Source organism: Nocardia sp. CA-128927, assembly GCF_050955855.1.
GTDB lineage: Bacteria > Actinomycetota > Actinomycetes > Mycobacteriales > Mycobacteriaceae > Nocardia.
Genome location: NZ_CP192087.1, coordinates 5,725,484 through 5,744,428, shown reverse-complemented (window position 1 = coordinate 5,744,428; position 18,945 = coordinate 5,725,484). Strand labels below are relative to the sequence as shown.

The 18,945-nt window shown below is 65.6% G+C and carries 1 protein-coding gene (running past one end of the window); it reads left to right on the top strand.

What is annotated here, in order from left to right; all coding sequences use genetic code 11:
* Positions 1 to 18,945: the 3' portion of a non-ribosomal peptide synthase/polyketide synthase gene (locus ACQPW1_RS26970; RefSeq protein ID WP_433665345.1), read on the top strand. Its footprint begins 1,830 nt before the window's first position; the window shows 18,945 of its 20,775 coding nt (coding positions 1,831–20,775); the start codon falls outside the window, past its left edge; it ends in the stop codon at positions 18,943 to 18,945.

Sequence of the window (18,945 nt, the reverse complement as noted above, 5' to 3'; positions counted from 1 at the left end):
TACGTGATCTACACGTCCGGCTCGACCGGAATCCCCAAAGGTGTTGGCATTAGCCACCGTAACGTGGTGAACCTCGTCGCCCAGGCGTGGTCGGCCGATCCCGACGACCGAGTGCTGCTGCATTCCTCGATCGCGTTCGATGCCTCCACCTATGAGATCTGGCCCGCCCTGTGCGGTGGTGCCACGTTGGTGGTGGCCCGTGAGCAGCGCTCGGATCTGGGGGAGATCACCCGGCTCGTCGCGACGCGGTCGGTGACGAAGATGTTCGCGACGCCACCGCTGTTGTCGGCATTGGTCGATCACGTGGAGTCGTTGACCGACAATCCTTTCGAGAGTTTGCGGCAGGTGAATACCGGAGCCGACACACTCACTTCAGCGCTTGTCGACGCGCTGAAGACCAAGTGTGGGATTGCGCGGATCGACAACCTTTACGGGCCGACCGAGGCGACGGTCGATGTGACGGCCTATGCCGTGCCCGACGAAGCGATGGGTGCGGTGGTGCCGATCGGCTCGCCGGTGGCTAATACGCGGGTGTTCGTGCTGGATTCGTGGTTGGTGCCGGTTCCGATCGGCGTACCGGGTGAGTTGTACGTGGCCGGTGCGCAATTGGCGCGCGGCTATCACGGCCGGGCAGGGTTGACCTCGGCACGGTTTGTGGCTGATCCATTCGACCCGACCGGCGGCCGGTTGTACCGCACCGGTGACGTGGTGCGCTGGACCTCGGATGGAGTGCTGGAGTTCGCCGGTCGTGTCGACGATCAGGTGAAGATCCGTGGGTTCCGCGTCGAACCCGGTGAGGTCGAAACTGCGCTGGCCCAACATCCTTCGGTGTCCCAAGCTGTGGTGGTAGCGCGCGACACCGGCGGTGGCAAACAGCTCGTCGGCTACGTGGTCGCCGACCGAGCCAGCTCGGTCGATGGCAACGGGCACTCGGGTAGGAATGGACTCGACGGCGCGCACGAACTCGACGGCGGGGATGTCCGTCGGTTCGCGGCCGAGCGGTTGCCGGACTTCATGGTGCCTGCGGTCGTGCTGGTGATCGACTCGGTGCCGTTGACCGCGAGCGGGAAACTGGATCGCGGCGCGTTGCCGGTCCCGGAGCTCAGGTCGTCGGTGGCGTACCGGGCGCCGGGCACCATCCAGGAACAGATGCTGGCCGCGTTGTTCGCCGAGATCCTCGGACACGACCGGGTCGGCATCGACGACAGCTTCTTCGCACTGGGTGGCCACTCGTTGCTGGCTACCCGCCTGGTCAGCCGGATCCGGGTGGTGTTCGGCGTCGAGGTGCCGATCCGCACGGTGTTCGACGCGCCGACGGTGGCGCAGATGGTGACCCGGCTCGGCGACCGAACCCGGCTGCGCCCAGCGTTGCTGGCTCGGCATCGCCCGGACGTGGTTCCGTTGTCGTTCGCGCAGCGGCGGTTGTGGTTCGTGCACCGCTTGGAGGGACCGTCCGCGACCTTCAACATCCCGGTGGCGGTGCGGTTTCGCGGGGTCGATCTGGCCGCGCTGACCGGCGCGATCGGTGATGTCGTGGCCAGGCACGAGAGTCTGCGCACGGTGTTCGTCGAGGCCGACGGTGTGCCGTCGCAACGCGTGCTCGACAGCGTCGAGGTACCGGTGACGGTATCCGAGGTGGATCCGGCTGAAGTGGATGCGGCGGTGACCGCCGCGGCACGGTACGGATTCGACCTGTCGTCGGAGATTCCCATCCGCGCCGATGTCTTCCAGTGCGGCGACGATGAGTGCGTTGCGGTGCTGCTGATCCACCACATCGCCGGTGACGGCTGGTCGATGACGCCGCTGTCGCGCGACCTTGCGATGGCGTACATGGCACGGCTCCAGGGACGGCCGACAGGGTGGGAACCGCTGCCGGTGCAGTACGTGGATTACACGTTGTGGCAGCAGGAACTGCTGGGTTCGGACGCCGATCCGGACAGTCTGTTGTCTCAGCAGTTCGACTACTGGCGCCGTGAGCTCGCCGGTCTGCCGGAGCAGCTGCGGCTGCCCACCGATCGGCCGCGGCCGCGGGTGGCGAGCTACCGGGGGGACGTGGTGTCGTTCGATATCGACGCCCGAACCAGAGCGGAACTGGAACGGCTGGCGGCGCGCGAGGGTGCGACGGTGTCGATGGTGTTGCAGTCGGCGTTGTCCGTCCTGTTGTTCAAACTCGGTGCCGGGGAGGACATTCCGATCGGATCGCCGATCGCCGGTCGTACCGATGAGGCGTTGACCGATCTGGTCGGGTTCTTCATCAATACCTGGGTGCTGCGGACGGCGATATCGCCCGCGGCGTCGTTCAGCGAGATCGTGGGGCAGGTCCGGGCGAAAGCGTTGGCCGCGTACGAGAATCAGGATGTTCCGTTCGAGCTGCTGGTGGAATTGCTGAATCCGGCGCGCTCGGCGGCGCATCACCCGTTGTTCCAGGTGTCGTTGGCATTTCAGAACAACACGCTGCCGTCGCTCGAGTTGTCGGGGGTGCGGATCGAGCCGTACCCGGCGTCGACCGCGGTGTCCCGGTTCGATCTGTTCTTCAATATCGCCGATGCCCCGGCTGGTGAGAAGTGGAACGGCCTGGTCGAGTATGCGACCGATCTGTTCGACCGGTCGACGGTCGAGGCGATGGCCGGGCGGCTGGTGCGGATCCTGCGGCAGGTAGCGTCGGCTCCAGCCGCCCCGGTGGGGTCGATCGATGTGCTCGATACCGTCGAACGCGACCTGGTGCTGCATCGCTGGAACGACACCACCGCAACAGTTTCCGACACCACCGTCATCGACCTGTTCCGGGCTCAGGTGGCCGCAAATCCGGATGCCGTCGCGGTCATCTGTGCGGACGCCGCGCTGACCTACCGGGATCTCGATATTCGATCCTATCGACTTGCGCGGGTCTTGATCGCCCACGGGGTGTGCGCGGATGGTGTTGTCGCGGTGGCATTGCCGCGATCTGCAGACCTGATCGTGGCGTTGCTGGCGGTATTGAAGGCTGGTGGTGCGTATCTGCCGATCGATCCGGCGTATCCCTCGGATCGGTTGGCGTTCATCCTCGCCGACGCCGCTCCGGTCGTCGTCGTGACCGACTCCGCTACCGCACATCTGCTGCCCGATGCCGAAACGCCGCACCTCTACCTCGAAACGCTCGACACACCTGATGTAGAAGGCCCGGATCAGGTTGTCGTGGTGGGGTCGCAGAATCTGGCGTACGTGATCTATACCTCCGGATCTACCGGCGTCCCCAAAGGCGTTGCCGTCACGCATCGGAACGTGGTGGCCTTCGCGTCCAAGGCGGATTGGCGGGATGGTGCGCACAGCAGTGTGCTGGTGCACTCCTCGGCCGCGTTCGACGCTTCGACCTATGAGATATGGGTTCCGCTGTTGAGCGGCGGCCGGGTAGTTGTCGCGCCGCCGGGGCGCACCGATATCGCCACGCTCGGCCGGTTGCTGGTGGCGAATGGGGTTACCGCCGCATTCCTTACAACTCGGTTGTTCGAGTTGTTCGTCGATCATTGCCCCGACGCGCTCGCCGGGCTTCGGCAGGTCTGGACCGGCGGCGAGGAGATGCCGCCGGAGGTGTTCGAGCGTGCTTTGCGGATGTGCCCCGAAACGCGCATCGTGCACACGTACGGGCCTACCGAGACAACGACTTTCGCGATCCGGCGCCCGTTCGAACCCGTGGAACGCTTCGATGGCATGTCGGTGCCGATCGGGTCCGCGTTGGCCAATGTGCGGGTGTACGTGCTGGATTCGTGGTTGGCGCCGGTTCCGATCGGGGTCACCGGTGAGTTGTACCTGGCTGGTGCGCAGTTGGCGCGTGGATATCGCGGTCGGGCGGATTTGACTGCGGCGCGGTTCGTTGCCGATCTGTTCGATCGAACTGGCGGTCGGCTGTATCGCACCGGTGACGTGGTGCGCTGGAATACGGCCGGACAGTTGGAGTTCGCGGGCCGGATCGACGATCAGGTCAAGATCCGTGGCTTCCGAGTCGAGCCGGGGGAGGTGGAAAGTGCTCTGGCGCAGCATCCGTCGGTATCGCAGGCGGTCGTCGTGGCCCGCGACACCAACGGCGGCAAGCAGCTGATCGGATACGTGGTCGCCGACGGGTCCATGTCGGCCGGGGATAGCAATGTGCTCGACGGCGCGGACGTGCGCGCCTTCCTGTCCGAACGGCTGCCGGATTTCATGGTGCCCGCCGCCGTCATGGTGATCGACTCGGTGCCGCTGACCGCGAACGGCAAGCTCGATCGTGCCGCGCTGCCGGAGCCGGAGATCATCGCCTCGGCGCGGTATCGGGCACCGAGCACCGACCAGGAACAGATCCTGACCACGGCGTTCGCTGAGCTGCTCGGGCTCGGCCGGGTCGGTGTGGATGACAGCTTCTTCGAGCTCGGCGGCGACAGCATCCGCTCGATTCAGGTGGTGTCGCGGGCCCGGGAGCAGGGCGTCGAGATCAGTCCGCGGGAGGTGTTCGAGCATCAGACAGCGGCGGCGTTGGCCGCTGTTGCGGTCGGGCGAGGCGCGACGGGTTCGGTGTTGGCCGAGTTGGCCGGTGGTGGCGCGGGCTGGCTGCCGTTGTTGCCGGTGGCTCGGTTCGTGCGGGACCTGGGCGCGGGGTTCGACAGCTTCACGCAGTCGCTGCTGCTGGATCTGCCGATCGGGATCGATCGCGCGGGACTGGTGGCGACATTGGCCGCGGTGATCGATCGTCATGATGTGTTGCGGTCGCGGTTGATCGATGACGCGCGCGGCCCGGGGCTCGAGGTGGCGTCGGTCGGTGCGATTGATGTCGATCGCTTGCTGCATCGCGTGGAAATGACTGCACCCGAACAGCACTCAGGGGGCCGGCCCGCGGAACGAGCCGAGGTGATTGCCTCGCAGGTGCACGCGGCAGTCGACCGTTTGGCTCCGACGGCCGGTGTGGTGGTGCAGTTCGTGTGGTTCGATGCCGGGCCGGAGCGGTCGGGCTGGTTGTCGATTGTGGCTCATCATCTGGTCGTCGATGGTGTCTCGTGGCGGATTCTGTTGCCTGACTTGGCATCTGCGTGGCAGGCCGTGTCGGCGGGGGTGTCTCCAGTTCTGTCGGGGACGGGGACCTCGATGCGGCGGTGGGCGCACGGGTTGGTCGAGCGAGCTGCTGAACCGGCACTGGTGGAGCAGTTGGCTTGGTGGCGTTCGGTTCTCGACGGACCGGATCCGATACTGGGCACTCGGCCGTTGGATCCGGTCGTCGATGTCATGGCGACCGTGGACCACCTGACCGTGCGAATTCCGGTGGCGGCCAGCGAGGTGTTGCTGACCGCGTTGCCCGCGGCATTCCACGGCGGCGTCGAGGACGGGTTGTTGGCGGCCTTGGCGGCAGCGGTCACTCGCTGGCGCCACACCCACGGCATGTCCGAGGAATCGGTATTGATCCGGCTGGAAGGCCATGGCCGCGAAGAGGACACCGTTCCCGGCGCGGATCTGTCGAATACCGTCGGTTGGTTCACCAGTATGTTCCCGGTGCGATTGGCCGCGCCCGCGACGAAGTGGGATGAGCTCAGCGCCGGTGGTCCGGCTGCGGGCGCGGTGTTGAAGGCGGTCAAGGAGCAACTGCGTGCGGTGCCGGACAAGGGCATCGGGTTCGGGCTGTTGCGATACCTCAACCCCGAGACCGCCGCTGTGCTGCAACAGTTTTCGACCGGCCAGATCGGGTTCAACTACCTCGGTAGGTTGACCGCCACGGATCTACTGCCGCAACGACTGCGCGGAACAGGCTGGAACCCGGCCGAGGACGGCGCGGGATCCATTGCCGCCCCGGACCCGGCAATGCCGGCGCTGGCGGTGCTGGATGTCAACACGATGGTCGTCGACACCGCCGAAGGCCCGGTGCTGCAAGCGGTTTTCGCGGCGCCGACGGGAGTGCTGCCGAAGACTGAGCTGGATAGCCTGGCCGACCTGTGGCAGCGGGCACTGCTGGGTTTGGCGCAGCACGCCACAACGGTCGGTGCGGGCGGTTTGACGCCGTCGGATGTGTCCATGGTGCGGTTGGGCCAACCCGAGATCGAGGCGTTGGAGGCTCGCTACCCGGGCTTGGCCGACGTATGGCCGCTGACCTCGATGCAGTCGGGGTTGTTGTTCCATCAGCTGATGGCAGGCTCAGGCTTCGACGCCTACCACATGCAGGTCGTATTCGGGCTGGCCGGACAGGTGGACCCGCAGCGGATGCGCGAGGCAGGCCAGGGACTGTTGGATCGGTATCGGAATCTGCGGGTGGCTTTTGCCGCGGGCTCGCACGCTGATCAAGTCCAGGTCGTTGTCGACGGTGTCGAATTGCCCTGGCAGATAGTCGATCTGCGTGATCTCGACGAGGCCGACCGCGCCTCCGCGATGGAGCGGTTGCTGGTCGAGGATCGGCACGCGCACTTCGATGTGGCCCTGCCGCCATTGCTGCGGTTGACGCTGGTGCTGATGTCCGGGCAACGCTCGGAGCTCGTGTTCACCGCGCACCATCTGTTGATGGACGGCTGGTCACTGCCACTGTTGATCCGGGATCTGTTGCGTCTCTACGGGTCTGACGGTGCGGTATTGCCGAAAGCGCCCGATTACAAGGACTTCCTGAAATGGATGTCCGAGCAAGACTTCCAAGCCGGTGTGCAGGCGTGGACTGAAGAACTCCATGGCGTACACGAACCCACTCTGCTCGCCGACAAGACCGGCGGCGCGGACGGGGCCGATGTCGAACAGGTCGAGGTACCGCTGACCGCGGAGACTGCCACTGCGTTGAACAAGCGGGTCGGTGAACTCTCGATCACGCTGAACACGGTCGTGCAGGCCGCCTGGGGAATCCTGCTCGCCAAATCGACCGGCCGCCACGATGTGGTCGCCGGTGCGACCGTGTCGGGTCGCCCGGCGGCGATCGCGGGCGTGGATTCAATGGTCGGGTTGTTCATCAACACCGTGCCGGTGCGTGTGCGGTTCGGCCCGCGCGACACCCTCGCCGACCTGTTGAAGGGCTTGCAGGCCCGGCAGATCGCGTTGCTCGACCATCATCACGTCGGGCTGAGCGAGATCCACCAGGCGACCGGCCTGAACGTCCTGTTCGACACGCTGATCGGGTTCGAGTCCTATCCCGTCGACCAGGCCGGAATCGGTGCCGCTGCCACCACCAGCGGTATCTCCATCACCGATCTGCGGTCGCACGCACCCTCGCACTATCCGCTTACGGTCGTCGCGGGTGCCGCACCCACCTTGCAACTGCGGCTCGAATACCGCACCGATGTGTTCGATCGGTCCCAGGTGCAGTCGATGGCGCGGCGGCTCGCGCAGATACTGCGGCAGGTGGTGTCGGACCCGAGTATCCCGGTGGGGTCGATCGATATCCTCGGCGACGACGAACGTGAGCTGGTGCTGCATCGGTGGAACGACACCGCGGCCGAAGTCGCGGACACCACCGTGGTCGGCTTGTTCGAGGCTCGGGTCGCCGCGACTCCGGATGCGGTTGCCGTCGTCTGCGCCGACGCCGAAGTCTCGTATCGGGAACTCGATACTCGCGCTGGGCAATTGGCGCGCGTCTTGGCCTCGCTTGGGGTTGGTCCCGACACTGTTGTGGCGCTGACGTTGCCTAGGTCAGCGGACCTGATCGTAGCGATGGTGGCGGTGTTGAAGGCCGGTGGTGGGTACTTGCCGATCGATCCGGCATATCCCTCGGATCGGTTGGCCTTCGTGCTCGCCGATGCAATGCCGGTTGTCGTCGTGACCGATTCCGTCACCGCACGCGTGTTGCCTGACATCGCAACACCGCGCCTCTACCTCGATGCACCCGACGTGCACGACTGGACCGGGCCGGAACCTGCCGTGGCGGCGCGGCCGGAGAACTTGGCGTACGTGATCTATACCTCGGGGTCCACCGGTATCCCGAAAGGTGTTGGTGTCACGCACCATAACGTGGTCAACCTGGTCGCTCAGGCATGGTCGATCAGTGACGAGGATCGGGTGCTGGTGCACTCGTCGGTCGCGTTCGATGCCTCCACCTATGAGATCTGGCCCGCCTTGTGTGGTGGCGCGGCATTGGTGGTGGCCGGTGCGCAGCGTTCGGATCTGGCGGAGATCACGCGACTGGCCGAGACCCGTTCGGTGACGAAGATCTTCGCGACGCCACCGTTATTGTCGGCGCTGGTGGACCACGTGGATTCGTTGCCCGACAACCCGTTCCAGAGTCTGCGGCAGGTGAATACAGGGGCCGATACGCTCACCTCGGGGCTGGTCGAAGCACTGAAAGCCAAGTGCGGGGTCGGTCGAGTCGACAATCTCTACGGGCCGACCGAGGGGACGGTCGACGTGACGGCTTATCGCGTGCCCGACGATGTGCTGGGTGCGGTGGTGCCGATCGGTGGTCCGGTAGCCAATACGCGGGTGTTCGTGCTGGATTCGTGGTTGGTGCCGGTTCCGGTCGGAGTCGCCGGTGAGTTGTATGTCGCAGGTGCCCAGTTGGCGCGCGGGTATCGCGGTCGGGTTGGGTTGACCGCGGCGCGGTTTGTGGCCGATCCGTTCGATCCGTCCGGTGGTCGGTTGTATCGCACCGGCGATGTGGTGCGCTGGAATACGAACGGGCAGTTGGAGTTTGTCGGCCGGGTCGATGATCAGGTGAAGATCCGCGGGTTCCGTGTCGAACTGGGCGAGGTGGAAACCGTACTGGCCCAACATCCTTCGGTCTCCCAGGCGGTAGTGGTCGCACGTGACCCCGGCGCCGGTGGCAAGCAGCTCATCGGATACGTGGTCGTTCTCGCGAGTGCGGATGGGCTCGACGGGGGAGCGGTGCGTCGATTCGCCGCCGAACGGTTGCCGGATTTCATGGTGCCGACAGTGGTGATGGTGATCGACTCGGTGCCGTTGACCGCGAGCGGAAAGCTCGACCGCAAGGCGCTGCCGGAACCCGAGTTGAGCTCGTCGACGGCGTATCGAGTTCCGCGCACCGACCAGGAGCAGGTGCTGGCCGAGGTGTTCGCCGAGGTCTTGGGCGTGCCGCGGGTAGGCGCGGATGACAGTTTCTTCGAGTTGGGTGGGGACAGCATCCGGTCGATTCAGGTGGTGTCGCGCGCGCGGGAGCTGGGGGTGGAGGTCAGTCCGCGCGAGGTGTTCGAGCATCGGACGGCGGCGGCGTTGGCCGCGGTCGCTCGCGCACGTGAGGTGACCGGACCGGTATTGGCGGAGCTGGCCGGTGGTGGGGTCGGGTGGATGCCGTTGTTGCCGGTGGCTCGGTTCGTACGGGACCTGGGCGCGGGGTTCGACAGCTTCACACAGTCCATGTCGCTGGACCTGCCGATCGGGATCGATCGCGCGGGCTTGGTCGCGACTTTGGCTGCGGTGATCGATCGTCATGATGTGTTGCGGTCGCGGTTGATTGATGACGAGCGTGGCACGGGGCTCGAGGTGGCGCCGGTGGGCGCGGTGGATGTGGATCGGTTGCTGTACCGTGTCGAGCTGACCCCCGTTGAGCATGGCGACAAGGCCGGAGCGATCCTTGCGGAGGTGGGGGCGGCGGCTGGCAGCTTGGCTCCGGCGGGGGGGGTGATGGTGCAGTTCGTATGGTTCGATGCCGGACCCGAACGGGCGGGCTGGTTGTCGATTGTGGCTCATCATCTGGTCGTCGATGGTGTCTCGTGGCGGATTCTGCTGCCGGACTTGGCGTCTGCGTGGCAGGCCGTATCGGCGGGGGTGTCTCCGGTACTGGCGGGGTCGGGGACCTCGATGCGACGGTGGGCGCACGGATTGGTCGAGCAATCGACCGGGCCGGAACGAGTGTCTGAGTTGGCTTGGTGGACTTCGGTTCTCGACGGACCCGATCCGATCTTGGGTAGCCGGGCATTGGATCCCGCGGTCGACACCATGGCCACCGTCGAGCATGTTCAGATCCAGCTTCCGGTGTCGGTGACCGAACCGCTGCTGACCGCCTTGCCTGCGGTGTTCCACGGCGGCGTCGAGGACGGGTTGTTGGCGGCGTTGGCCGCCGCGGTGACCCGCTGGCGCGACGATCGTGGTGCGGATGCGGATTCGGTGTTGCTCCGGTTGGAAGGTCATGGCCGCGAGGAAGACACCGTTCCCGGCGCCGATCTGTCCGGCACGGTCGGCTGGTTCACCAGCATGTTCCCGATACGGTTGGCGGCATCGGCGACGGAGTGGGATCAGCTGTGTGCCGGTGGCCCGACCGCGGGCGCCTTGGTGAAGTCGGTCAAGGAGCAACTGCGCGGTGTGCCGGACAAGGGCATCGGATACGGGTTGCTGCGATACCTCAACCCCGAGACCGCCGCTGTGCTGCAACAGTATTCGACCGGCCAGATCGGCTTCAACTATCTGGGACGGGTCACCTCCATGGACCTGCTGCCGCAACGACTGCGCGGCGCGGGCTGGACACCTGCGGTCGATGTCGGACAGCTGATCACGCCGCTGGATCCGGCGATGCCCGCGATGTCGGTGCTGAACGTGAACATGTTGGTGGTCGATACCGACGACGGGCCGGTATTGCAGGCGGTATTCGCCGCGCCCGCGGGCGTGTTGGCGGACAACGAGATTCGGCAGTTGGCCGACCTGTGGCGGCAAGCGGCGATGGGGTTGGCGCTGCACGCCACCACGACGGGTGCGGGTGGGCTGACGCCGTCTGATCTGCCGTTGGCCCGGATAGGGCAACCCGAGATCGAGGTGTTGGAGGCGCGGTATCGGCGGCTGGTGGACGTGTGGCCGCTGACTTCGATGCAGGCGGGTCTGCTGTTCCATCAGGTGCTGGCGGGTTCGGGTTTCGACGCCTATCACATGCAGGTCGGGTTCGGATTGGCCGGACGGGTCGATCCGCAGCGGATGCGGGCGGCCGGACAAGGCATGCTGGATAGGTATCCGAATCTGCGTGTCGGCTTCGTCGCGGGTGCGCACGGTGACCCGGTCCAGGTCGTGGTCGACGGTGTCGAATTGCCATGGCGGGTAGTGGATTTGCGCGACCTCGATGAAGGTGCGCGTAGTGCGGCGCTGGAGCGGTTACTGATCGAGGATCAGAACACCCATTTCGATGTCGCGGTTCCGCCGTTGCTGCGATTGACGCTGGTGATGCTGGCCGACGAACGCTCGGAACTGATCTTCACCGCCCACCATGTGCTGTTGGACGGCTGGTCGCTGCCACTGCTGATCCGAGACCTGTTCGACAGCTACGGCTCCGGCGACGAGGTCACCGTTTCGCCGCAACCCGCTGCCTTCAAAGAGTTCCTGAAGTGGTTGCGGGAGCAGGATTCCCAGGCCGGTGTGCGGGCGTGGGCTCGAGAACTCGACGGCGTGCGCGAACCGACACTGCTCGCCGACAAGGTCGGTGGCGGTGCCGGCGGTGGGGTAGCGCGAGTCGAGGTGCCGCTGTCGCAGCAGACGGCGCTCGCGTTGAGTCAGCGCGCCACCCGGCTCGGGATCACGCTGAACACCGTGGTGCAGGGCGGGTGGGGGATTCTGCTCGCCAAATTGACCGGTCGTCACGACGTGATCACCGGCGTTATCGTCTCGGGTCGGCCGCCCGCGATCGCGGGCGTGAATTCGATGGTCGGGCTGTTCATCAATACCGTGCCGGTACGGGTGCGGTTCGGTCCTCGCGACACCCTCACCGACTTGTTGACCGGTCTGCAAGCTCGCCAAGCCGCGCTGCTGGACCATCATCACGTCGGGCTGATCGATATCCATCAGGCGGCGGGTCTGAACGTCTTGTTCGACACCCTGATCGGGTTCGAGTCCTATCCCGTCGATCAGACCGGAATCGGTGCGGCCGCGGCCACCACCGGCATTGCGATCACCGACGTACATCCCAAAACGCCCTCGCACTATCCGCTGACGGTCGTGGCCAATGCCGCCCCCGCTTTGACGCTGCACTTCGAGTACCGCACCGATGCGTTCGATCGGTCCACGGTCGAGGTGATGGCGACCCGGTTGGTGCGGATCCTGGAGCAGGTCGTGGCGGATCCCGATGTCGCGGTGGGGTCGATCGATGTCCTCGGCAGCGACGAGCGCGAACTGGTGTTGCGTCGGTGGAACGACACCACGGCCGATGTCCCGGACGCCACCATCACCGGGCTCTTCCAGTCGCAGGTCGCCGCGACCCCGGATGCGGTGGCGATCGTCTGCGGTGACGACGAGCTGACCTACCGAGAGCTCGACCTTCGAGCCGATCGGCTTGCACGAGTGTTGGTTTCGCGCGGGGTGGGTCTGGACGGTGTTGTCGCGGTTGCCCTGCCCCGATCTGCAGACCTGATCGTGGCGTTGCTGGCGGTATCGAAAGCCGGTGGCGCATATCTGCCGATCGATCCGGCGTATCCCTCGGATCGGTTGGCGTTCATCCTCGCCGACGCCGCTCCGGTCGTCGTCGTGACCGACTCCGCTACCGCACATCTGCTGCCCGATACCGAAACACCGCACCTCTACCTCGAAACACTCGATGTGCCAGAGGGTTCGGGTCTGGATCGCGTCATCGCGGTGGGGCCGCAGAATCTGGCGTACGTCATCTACACCTCCGGATCTACCGGCGTCCCCAAAGGCGTTGCCGTCACGCATCGGAACGTGGTGGCCTTCGCGTCCAAGGCGGATTGGCGGGACGGTGCGCACAGCAGTGTGCTGGTGCACTCCTCGGCCGCGTTCGACGCTTCGACCTATGAGATATGGGTTCCGCTGTTGAGCGGCGGCCGGGTAGTTGTCGCGCCGCCGGGGCGCACCGATATCGCCACGCTCGGCCGGTTGCTGGTGGCGAATGGGGTTACCGCCGCATTCCTTACAACTCGGTTGTTCGAGTTGTTCGTCGATCATTGCCCCGACGCGCTCGCCGGGCTTCGGCAGGTCTGGACCGGCGGCGAGGAGATGCCGCCGGAGGTGTTCGAGCGTGCTTTGCGGATGTGCCCCGAAACGCGCATCGTGCACACGTACGGGCCTACCGAGACAACGACTTTCGCGATCCGGCGCCCGTTCGAACCCGTGGAACGCTTCGATGGCATGTCGGTGCCGATCGGGTCCGCGTTGGCCAATGTGCGGGTGTACGTGCTGGATTCGTGGTTGGCGCCGGTTCCGATCGGGGTCACCGGTGAGTTGTACCTGGCTGGTGCGCAGTTGGCGCGTGGATATCGCGGTCGGGCGGATTTGACTGCGGCGCGGTTCGTTGCCGATCCGTTCGATCGAACTGGCGGTCGGCTGTATCGCACCGGTGATGTGGTGCGCTGGAATACGGCCGGGCAGTTGGAGTTTGTGGGTCGGGTCGATGATCAGGTCAAGATCCGCGGCTTCCGGGTCGAGCCCGGCGAAGTCGAAACCGCGCTGGCTCAGCATCCTTCGGTGTCGCAAGCGGTGGTTGTGGTGCGCGATACCGCTACCGGTGGCAAGCAGCTGATCGGGTATGTGGTCGCCGACCGAACCGGCCCGGTCGAGGGCGACGGACTCGACGGGGGACAGGTGCGTCGGTTCGCTGCCGAGCGGCTGCCGGAGTACATGGTGCCCGCCACGGTGCTGGTGATCGACGCGGTGCCGTTGACCGCGAACGGGAAGCTCGACCGTGCCGCGTTGCCGGTGCCGGATTTGGTGTCCTCGGTGGCGTATCGGGCGCCGGGCACCATTCAGGAACAGACGCTGGCCGAGTTGTTCGGCGAGGTGCTGGGGCTGGAGCAGGTGGGCATCGACGACAGCTTCTTCGAGTTGGGCGGCCATTCGCTGCTGGCCACCCGCCTGATCAGCCGAATCCGGGTGGTGCTCGGCGTCGAGGTGCCGATTCGGACGGTCTTCGATGCGCCGACGGTGGCGCAGTTGGTGACTCGGCTCGATGCCGGTGTGCGGATGCGCCCGGCGTTGCTGGCTCGGTCGCGGCCGGATGTGGTGCCGTTGTCGTTCGCGCAGCGGCGGTTGTGGTTCATCCATCGGCTGGAGGGGCCCTCGGCCACTTACAACATCCCCCTGGCCGTGCGGCTGAACGGGGTGGATGTTTCGGTGCTGACGGCCGCGGTCGGCGATGTCGTCGCCCGGCACGAGAGCCTGCGCACGATCTTCGTGGAAGCCGATGGGGTGCCCGGCCAGCAGGTACTGGACGCAGGCAGTGTCGAGGTTCCGGTGAGCGTTACCGACGTGGCTGCCGCCGAGGTGGAAGCGGCGGTCATCGCGGCGGTGCGTTACGGGTTCGACCTGTCCACGCAGATTCCCGTTCGGGTCACCGTGGTGCGGTACGGCACGGACCAGTGTGTGGTGGTGATCCTGATCCATCACATTGCCGGGGACGGATGGTCGATGTCACCGCTGCTGCGGGATCTGTCGGAGGCGTATGCGGCGCGCCTCGACGATCGGGCGCCCGGATGGGCGCCGCTGCCGGTGCAGTACGTGGACTACACACTGTGGCAGCAGGAATTCCTCGGCTCGCAGAGCGATCCCGACAGTGTGCTGTCGCAACAGTTCGAGTATTGGCGTAGTGAACTCGACGGCTTGCCGGAACAGTTGCGATTCCCGACGGATCGGCCGCGGCCGCGGGTCGCCAGTTATCGCGGTGACATGGTCATCTTCGGCATCGACGCGCACACCAGGGCGGGGCTGGAACAGCTGGCCGCTCGCGAGGGTGCGACGGTGTCGATGGTCTTGCAGTCGGCGCTGGCCGTGCTGTTGTTCAAACTCGGTGCGGGGGAGGACATTCCGATCGGCGCACCGGTCGCCGGTCGGACCGACGAGGCATTGACCGAGCTGGTCGGGTTCTTCGTCAACAGCTGGGTGCTGCGGACGAAAGTGGCTCCCGCCGCGACGTTCACCGAGATCCTCGGTCAGGTCCGGTCGAAAGCGCTGGCCGGCTACGAGAATCAGGACGCGCCGTTCGAGCTGCTGGTGGAGTTGCTCAACCCGACGCGGTCGGCGGCGCATCATCCGTTGTTCCAGGTGTCGTTGGCATTTCAGAACAACACCCTGCCCACCATGGCGTTGCCGGGAGTCGGCGTCGAACCCTACGACGCGTCCATCGCGACCTCGCGGTTCGATCTGTTCTTCAACATCGCCGACGCTCCCGCCGGTCAACAGTGGAGTGGATTCGTCGAGTACGCGACCGAGTTGTTCGATCGGTCCACGGTCGAGGCGATGGTGGCGCGGTGGGGTCTGATACTGCGGCAGGTGGTGTCGGACCCGGGTGCACCGCTGGGGTCGATCGATGTGCTCGATGCCGACGAACGCGACTCGCTCGTGCGTGGGTGGAACGACACCGCGGTCGCTGTCCCGGACGTCACCCTGGTCGAACTGCTGCACGCCCAGGTCCTTCGCACTCCGGACGCGGTCGCTGTGACCTGTGGCGATACCGAGATCTCGTATCGGGAACTGGATGCCCGCGCTGGTCGATTGGCGCGCGCTCTGGTCTCGCGCGGGGTGGGTCCGGACGCCGTTGTCGCGGTCGCGCTTCCCCGATCCGCGGATCTGATCGTGGCCTTGCTGGCGGTGTTGAAAGCCGGTGGTGGGTATCTGCCGATCGACCCCGGATACCCCTCGGATCGGTTGGCGTTCATCCTCACCGACGCTGCTCCCGTTGTCGTCGTGACAGACTCGGTTACCGCGAACCTGCTGCCGGACACGGCAATACCGCACATCTATCCCGACACACCTGATGTAGACGGTCTGGATCGGGTTGTCGTGGTGGCGCCGCGGAATCTGGCGTACGTGATCTACACGTCGGGTTCTACCGGAGTCCCCAAAGGTGTTGGTATCACGCACCGTAACGTGGTCAGCCTGGTCGCTTCGGCCTGGTCCACCTCACCTGACGATCGGGTGCTGACGCATTCTTCGATCGCGTTCGATGCCTCGACCTACGAGATATGGCCTGCCCTGTGCGGTGGCGCCACGTTGGTGGTGGCCGGTGAGCAGCGTTCGGATCTGGTGGAGATCGCCCAGCTCGTGCAGACCCGTGCGGTGACGAAGATGTTTGCCACACCACCGTTGATGCTGGCGTTGGCCGATCACGTGGAATCGTTGCCCGACAACCCTTTGCAGACCTTGCGCCGGGTCCTTGTGGGTGGCGCGGAGGTGACCGCGCCGGTTGTCCGGAAACTCGGTGCGGCGTGTGCCGGTGTGCAGATCGTGAATGGTTACGGGCCGACCGAGACCACGGTGTGTGTCACCGACTACGACGTGTTGGATGAGGTCGACGGTGCTGTTCCGATCGGTGCGCCGGTCGCCAATACGCGAGTGTTCGTATTGGATTCGTGGTTGGCGCCTGTTCCGGTCGGAGTCGCCGGTGAGTTGTATGTCGCCGGTGCCCAGTTGGCGCGCGGCTATCGCGGTAGGGCGGGTTTGACTGCGGCGCGGTTTGTGGCTGATCCGTTCGATCCGTCCGGTGGTCGGTTGTATCGCACTGGTGATGTGGTCCGTTGGAATGCCGCGGGACAGTTGGAGTTTGTCGGCCGAGTCGATGATCAGGTGAAGATCCGGGGCTTCCGGGTCGAGCCCGGTGAAGTGGAAACGGTGCTGGCTCAGCATCCTTCGGTGTCGCAAGCGGTGGTTGTGGTGCGCGACACCGACACCGGCGGTAAGCAACTGATCGGGTACGTGGTCGCCGATCGATCCGGGCCCGCTGCCGGTGAAGACGAACTCGTCGGACAGTGGCGTCGGGTATACGACGACCTGTACTCCGGTGTCGACAGCGAGAACAGCAGCCCGAGCAGCGTGCCGTTCGGCGCGGACTTCGGCGGCTGGAACAGCAGCTACACCGGGGCGCCGATTCCGCTGGAGCAGATGCGCGAGTGGCGGTCGGCCACTGTCGACCGGATCCGCGGATTGGCACCGCGGCGCGTGCTCGAGATCGGTGTCGGCTCGGGGTTGTTGTTGTCGCAGTTGGCCCCCGACTGCGAGGAGTACTGGGCGGCGGACTTCTCCGCCGCGACCATCGCGACACTGCAGCAGCAGGTGGCGGAACTCGATGGCGGGTTGGCCGACCGCGTTTTCCTGAGCGTGCGGAGCGCCGACGATACTGACGGTCTGCCCGAAAGCTATTTCGACACAGTGGTATTGAACTCCGTCATCCAGTACTTCCCGGGCGAACGGTACCTGCGCGACGTGCTCGACCGGGTACTCCGGCTACTGGCTCCCGGCGGGGCGGTGTTCGTCGGCGACGTGCGTAATCTGGCGCTGCTGGAGGAGTTCGCCACCGCGGTACAGATCGCGCGCAACGGCGGCGATGATCCCGCCGTGGTCGATGATCGAGTTCGTCGAGACATCTCCGCCGAACAGGAGCTGCTCCTGGCGCCGGAGTACTTCCTGGCTCTGGGACGTGTCCTCGACTTCGGTGCCGTCGATATCGGACTCAAACGAGGCTTCTCGGTGAACGAGTTGACCCGGTACCGATACGACGTGGTCCTGCACAAGGCGCCCGCGACACCGATCTCGATGGCCGATACGCCGAAAGTCGAATTCCACGACCATGTCTGGTTGCGTGCGCTGCTGCGCACACGACGGCCGGACGGCATTCGGGTCACCGGTATCCCGCACGCCGGACTGACCGGCCAGATCGAAGCCACGCACCGTATCCGCAGCGGTGATCCGGTGTCCGTCTATGGGCAAAGCGTCCCGCTCGCAGTGAGTTTCGAAGGCACGGTCGCCGACCACTCCGCTCGACTGGATGCGGGTCTGCTGCCCGAGGACCTGCACGTACTCGGCCGGGACCTCGGGTACACCACCGCTGTCACCTGGTCCACGGAGCCGGGCCGGATGGATGCGGTCTTCGTCGACGTCGAGACAGCGCGGGGCCGAGCACTGGCCGACGTGTACGTCGCACCGTCACCCGTCGGCGATCCCGCCACCTACGCCAACAACCCGCATGCGGGCCTGCTGGCCGCCGAGGTGCGCCGCTGGGCCACCGAGCGCCTGCCCGAGTTCATGGTGCCCGCGACGGTGCTGGTGCTCGACTCGGTGCCGTTGACCGCGAACGGCAAGCTCGATCGCCGGGCGCTGCCGGACCCGGAGTTGGTGTCCGCGAAGGAGTTCCGCGCCCCGCGCACCGAACGGGAACGGACCCTGGCCGAGTTGTTCGCGGAGATCCTCGGACTCGACCGGGTCGGCATCGACGACGACTTCTTCGCCCTGGGCGGTCATTCGCTGTTGGCGACCCGACTCACCAGCAGGATCCGGGCGACGTTGGGAGCGGAAGTTCCGGTTCGGGTGATATTCGACGCGCCCACTGTCGCGCAATTGGTGGGCAGGCTCGACGAAGGTGATTCCGCGGGTACGGATTTCGATCCGGTGCTGCGACTGAAGAGTTCCGGCTCGCGGAATCCGCTGTGGTGTCTGCATCCCGGCGGTGGTCTCGGCTGGTTCTATCAACAGCTCGGGCAGCACCTGCCCGATCGGCCGGTCTTTGCCATTCAGTCCCGTGGGCTCGACGGCGGGCCGGTAGCCGATTCCTTCCAGGAGATGATGGCGGACTATATCGACCGAATCCTTTCCTTCCAGGAAGACGGCCCCGTTTTTCTGCTGGGTTGGTCGTACGGCGGAATCGTCGCGCACGCGCTGGCGTACGAACTCGCCCAGCGAGGCGTGCAGGTCGGCTTCCTCGGCATCATGGACAGCAAACCGCCGGTCGCGTCCGCCGCTGAACCCGATGTTTCGGAAGACGACGCCATGGCCGGTATTCGAGCATGGGCCGCCGACAGGTTCGGAGACCAACTCGATTCCCCCGAAATTCAGCGACTGGTGGAGCAGGCGACGAAGGTGCTCATCAACAACAGCAAACTGCTGGACGGTTACGCCTCGCCGCGCTACGACGGCGACCTGACGATATTCGCGGCCGCCCTGGACGAAGAGGGCAATCGAAAGGCCGGTTTCGAGACCGAGCTCGAACAAGCGTGGCGTGCGCATATCGGCGGACAGATCAACGTATTCGAAGTCGACTGCTCGCACGGCGACTTCGATCGCCCCGAGAATATGAATCTGGTGGGCCGAATGCTGCGCGAACTCCTGTAA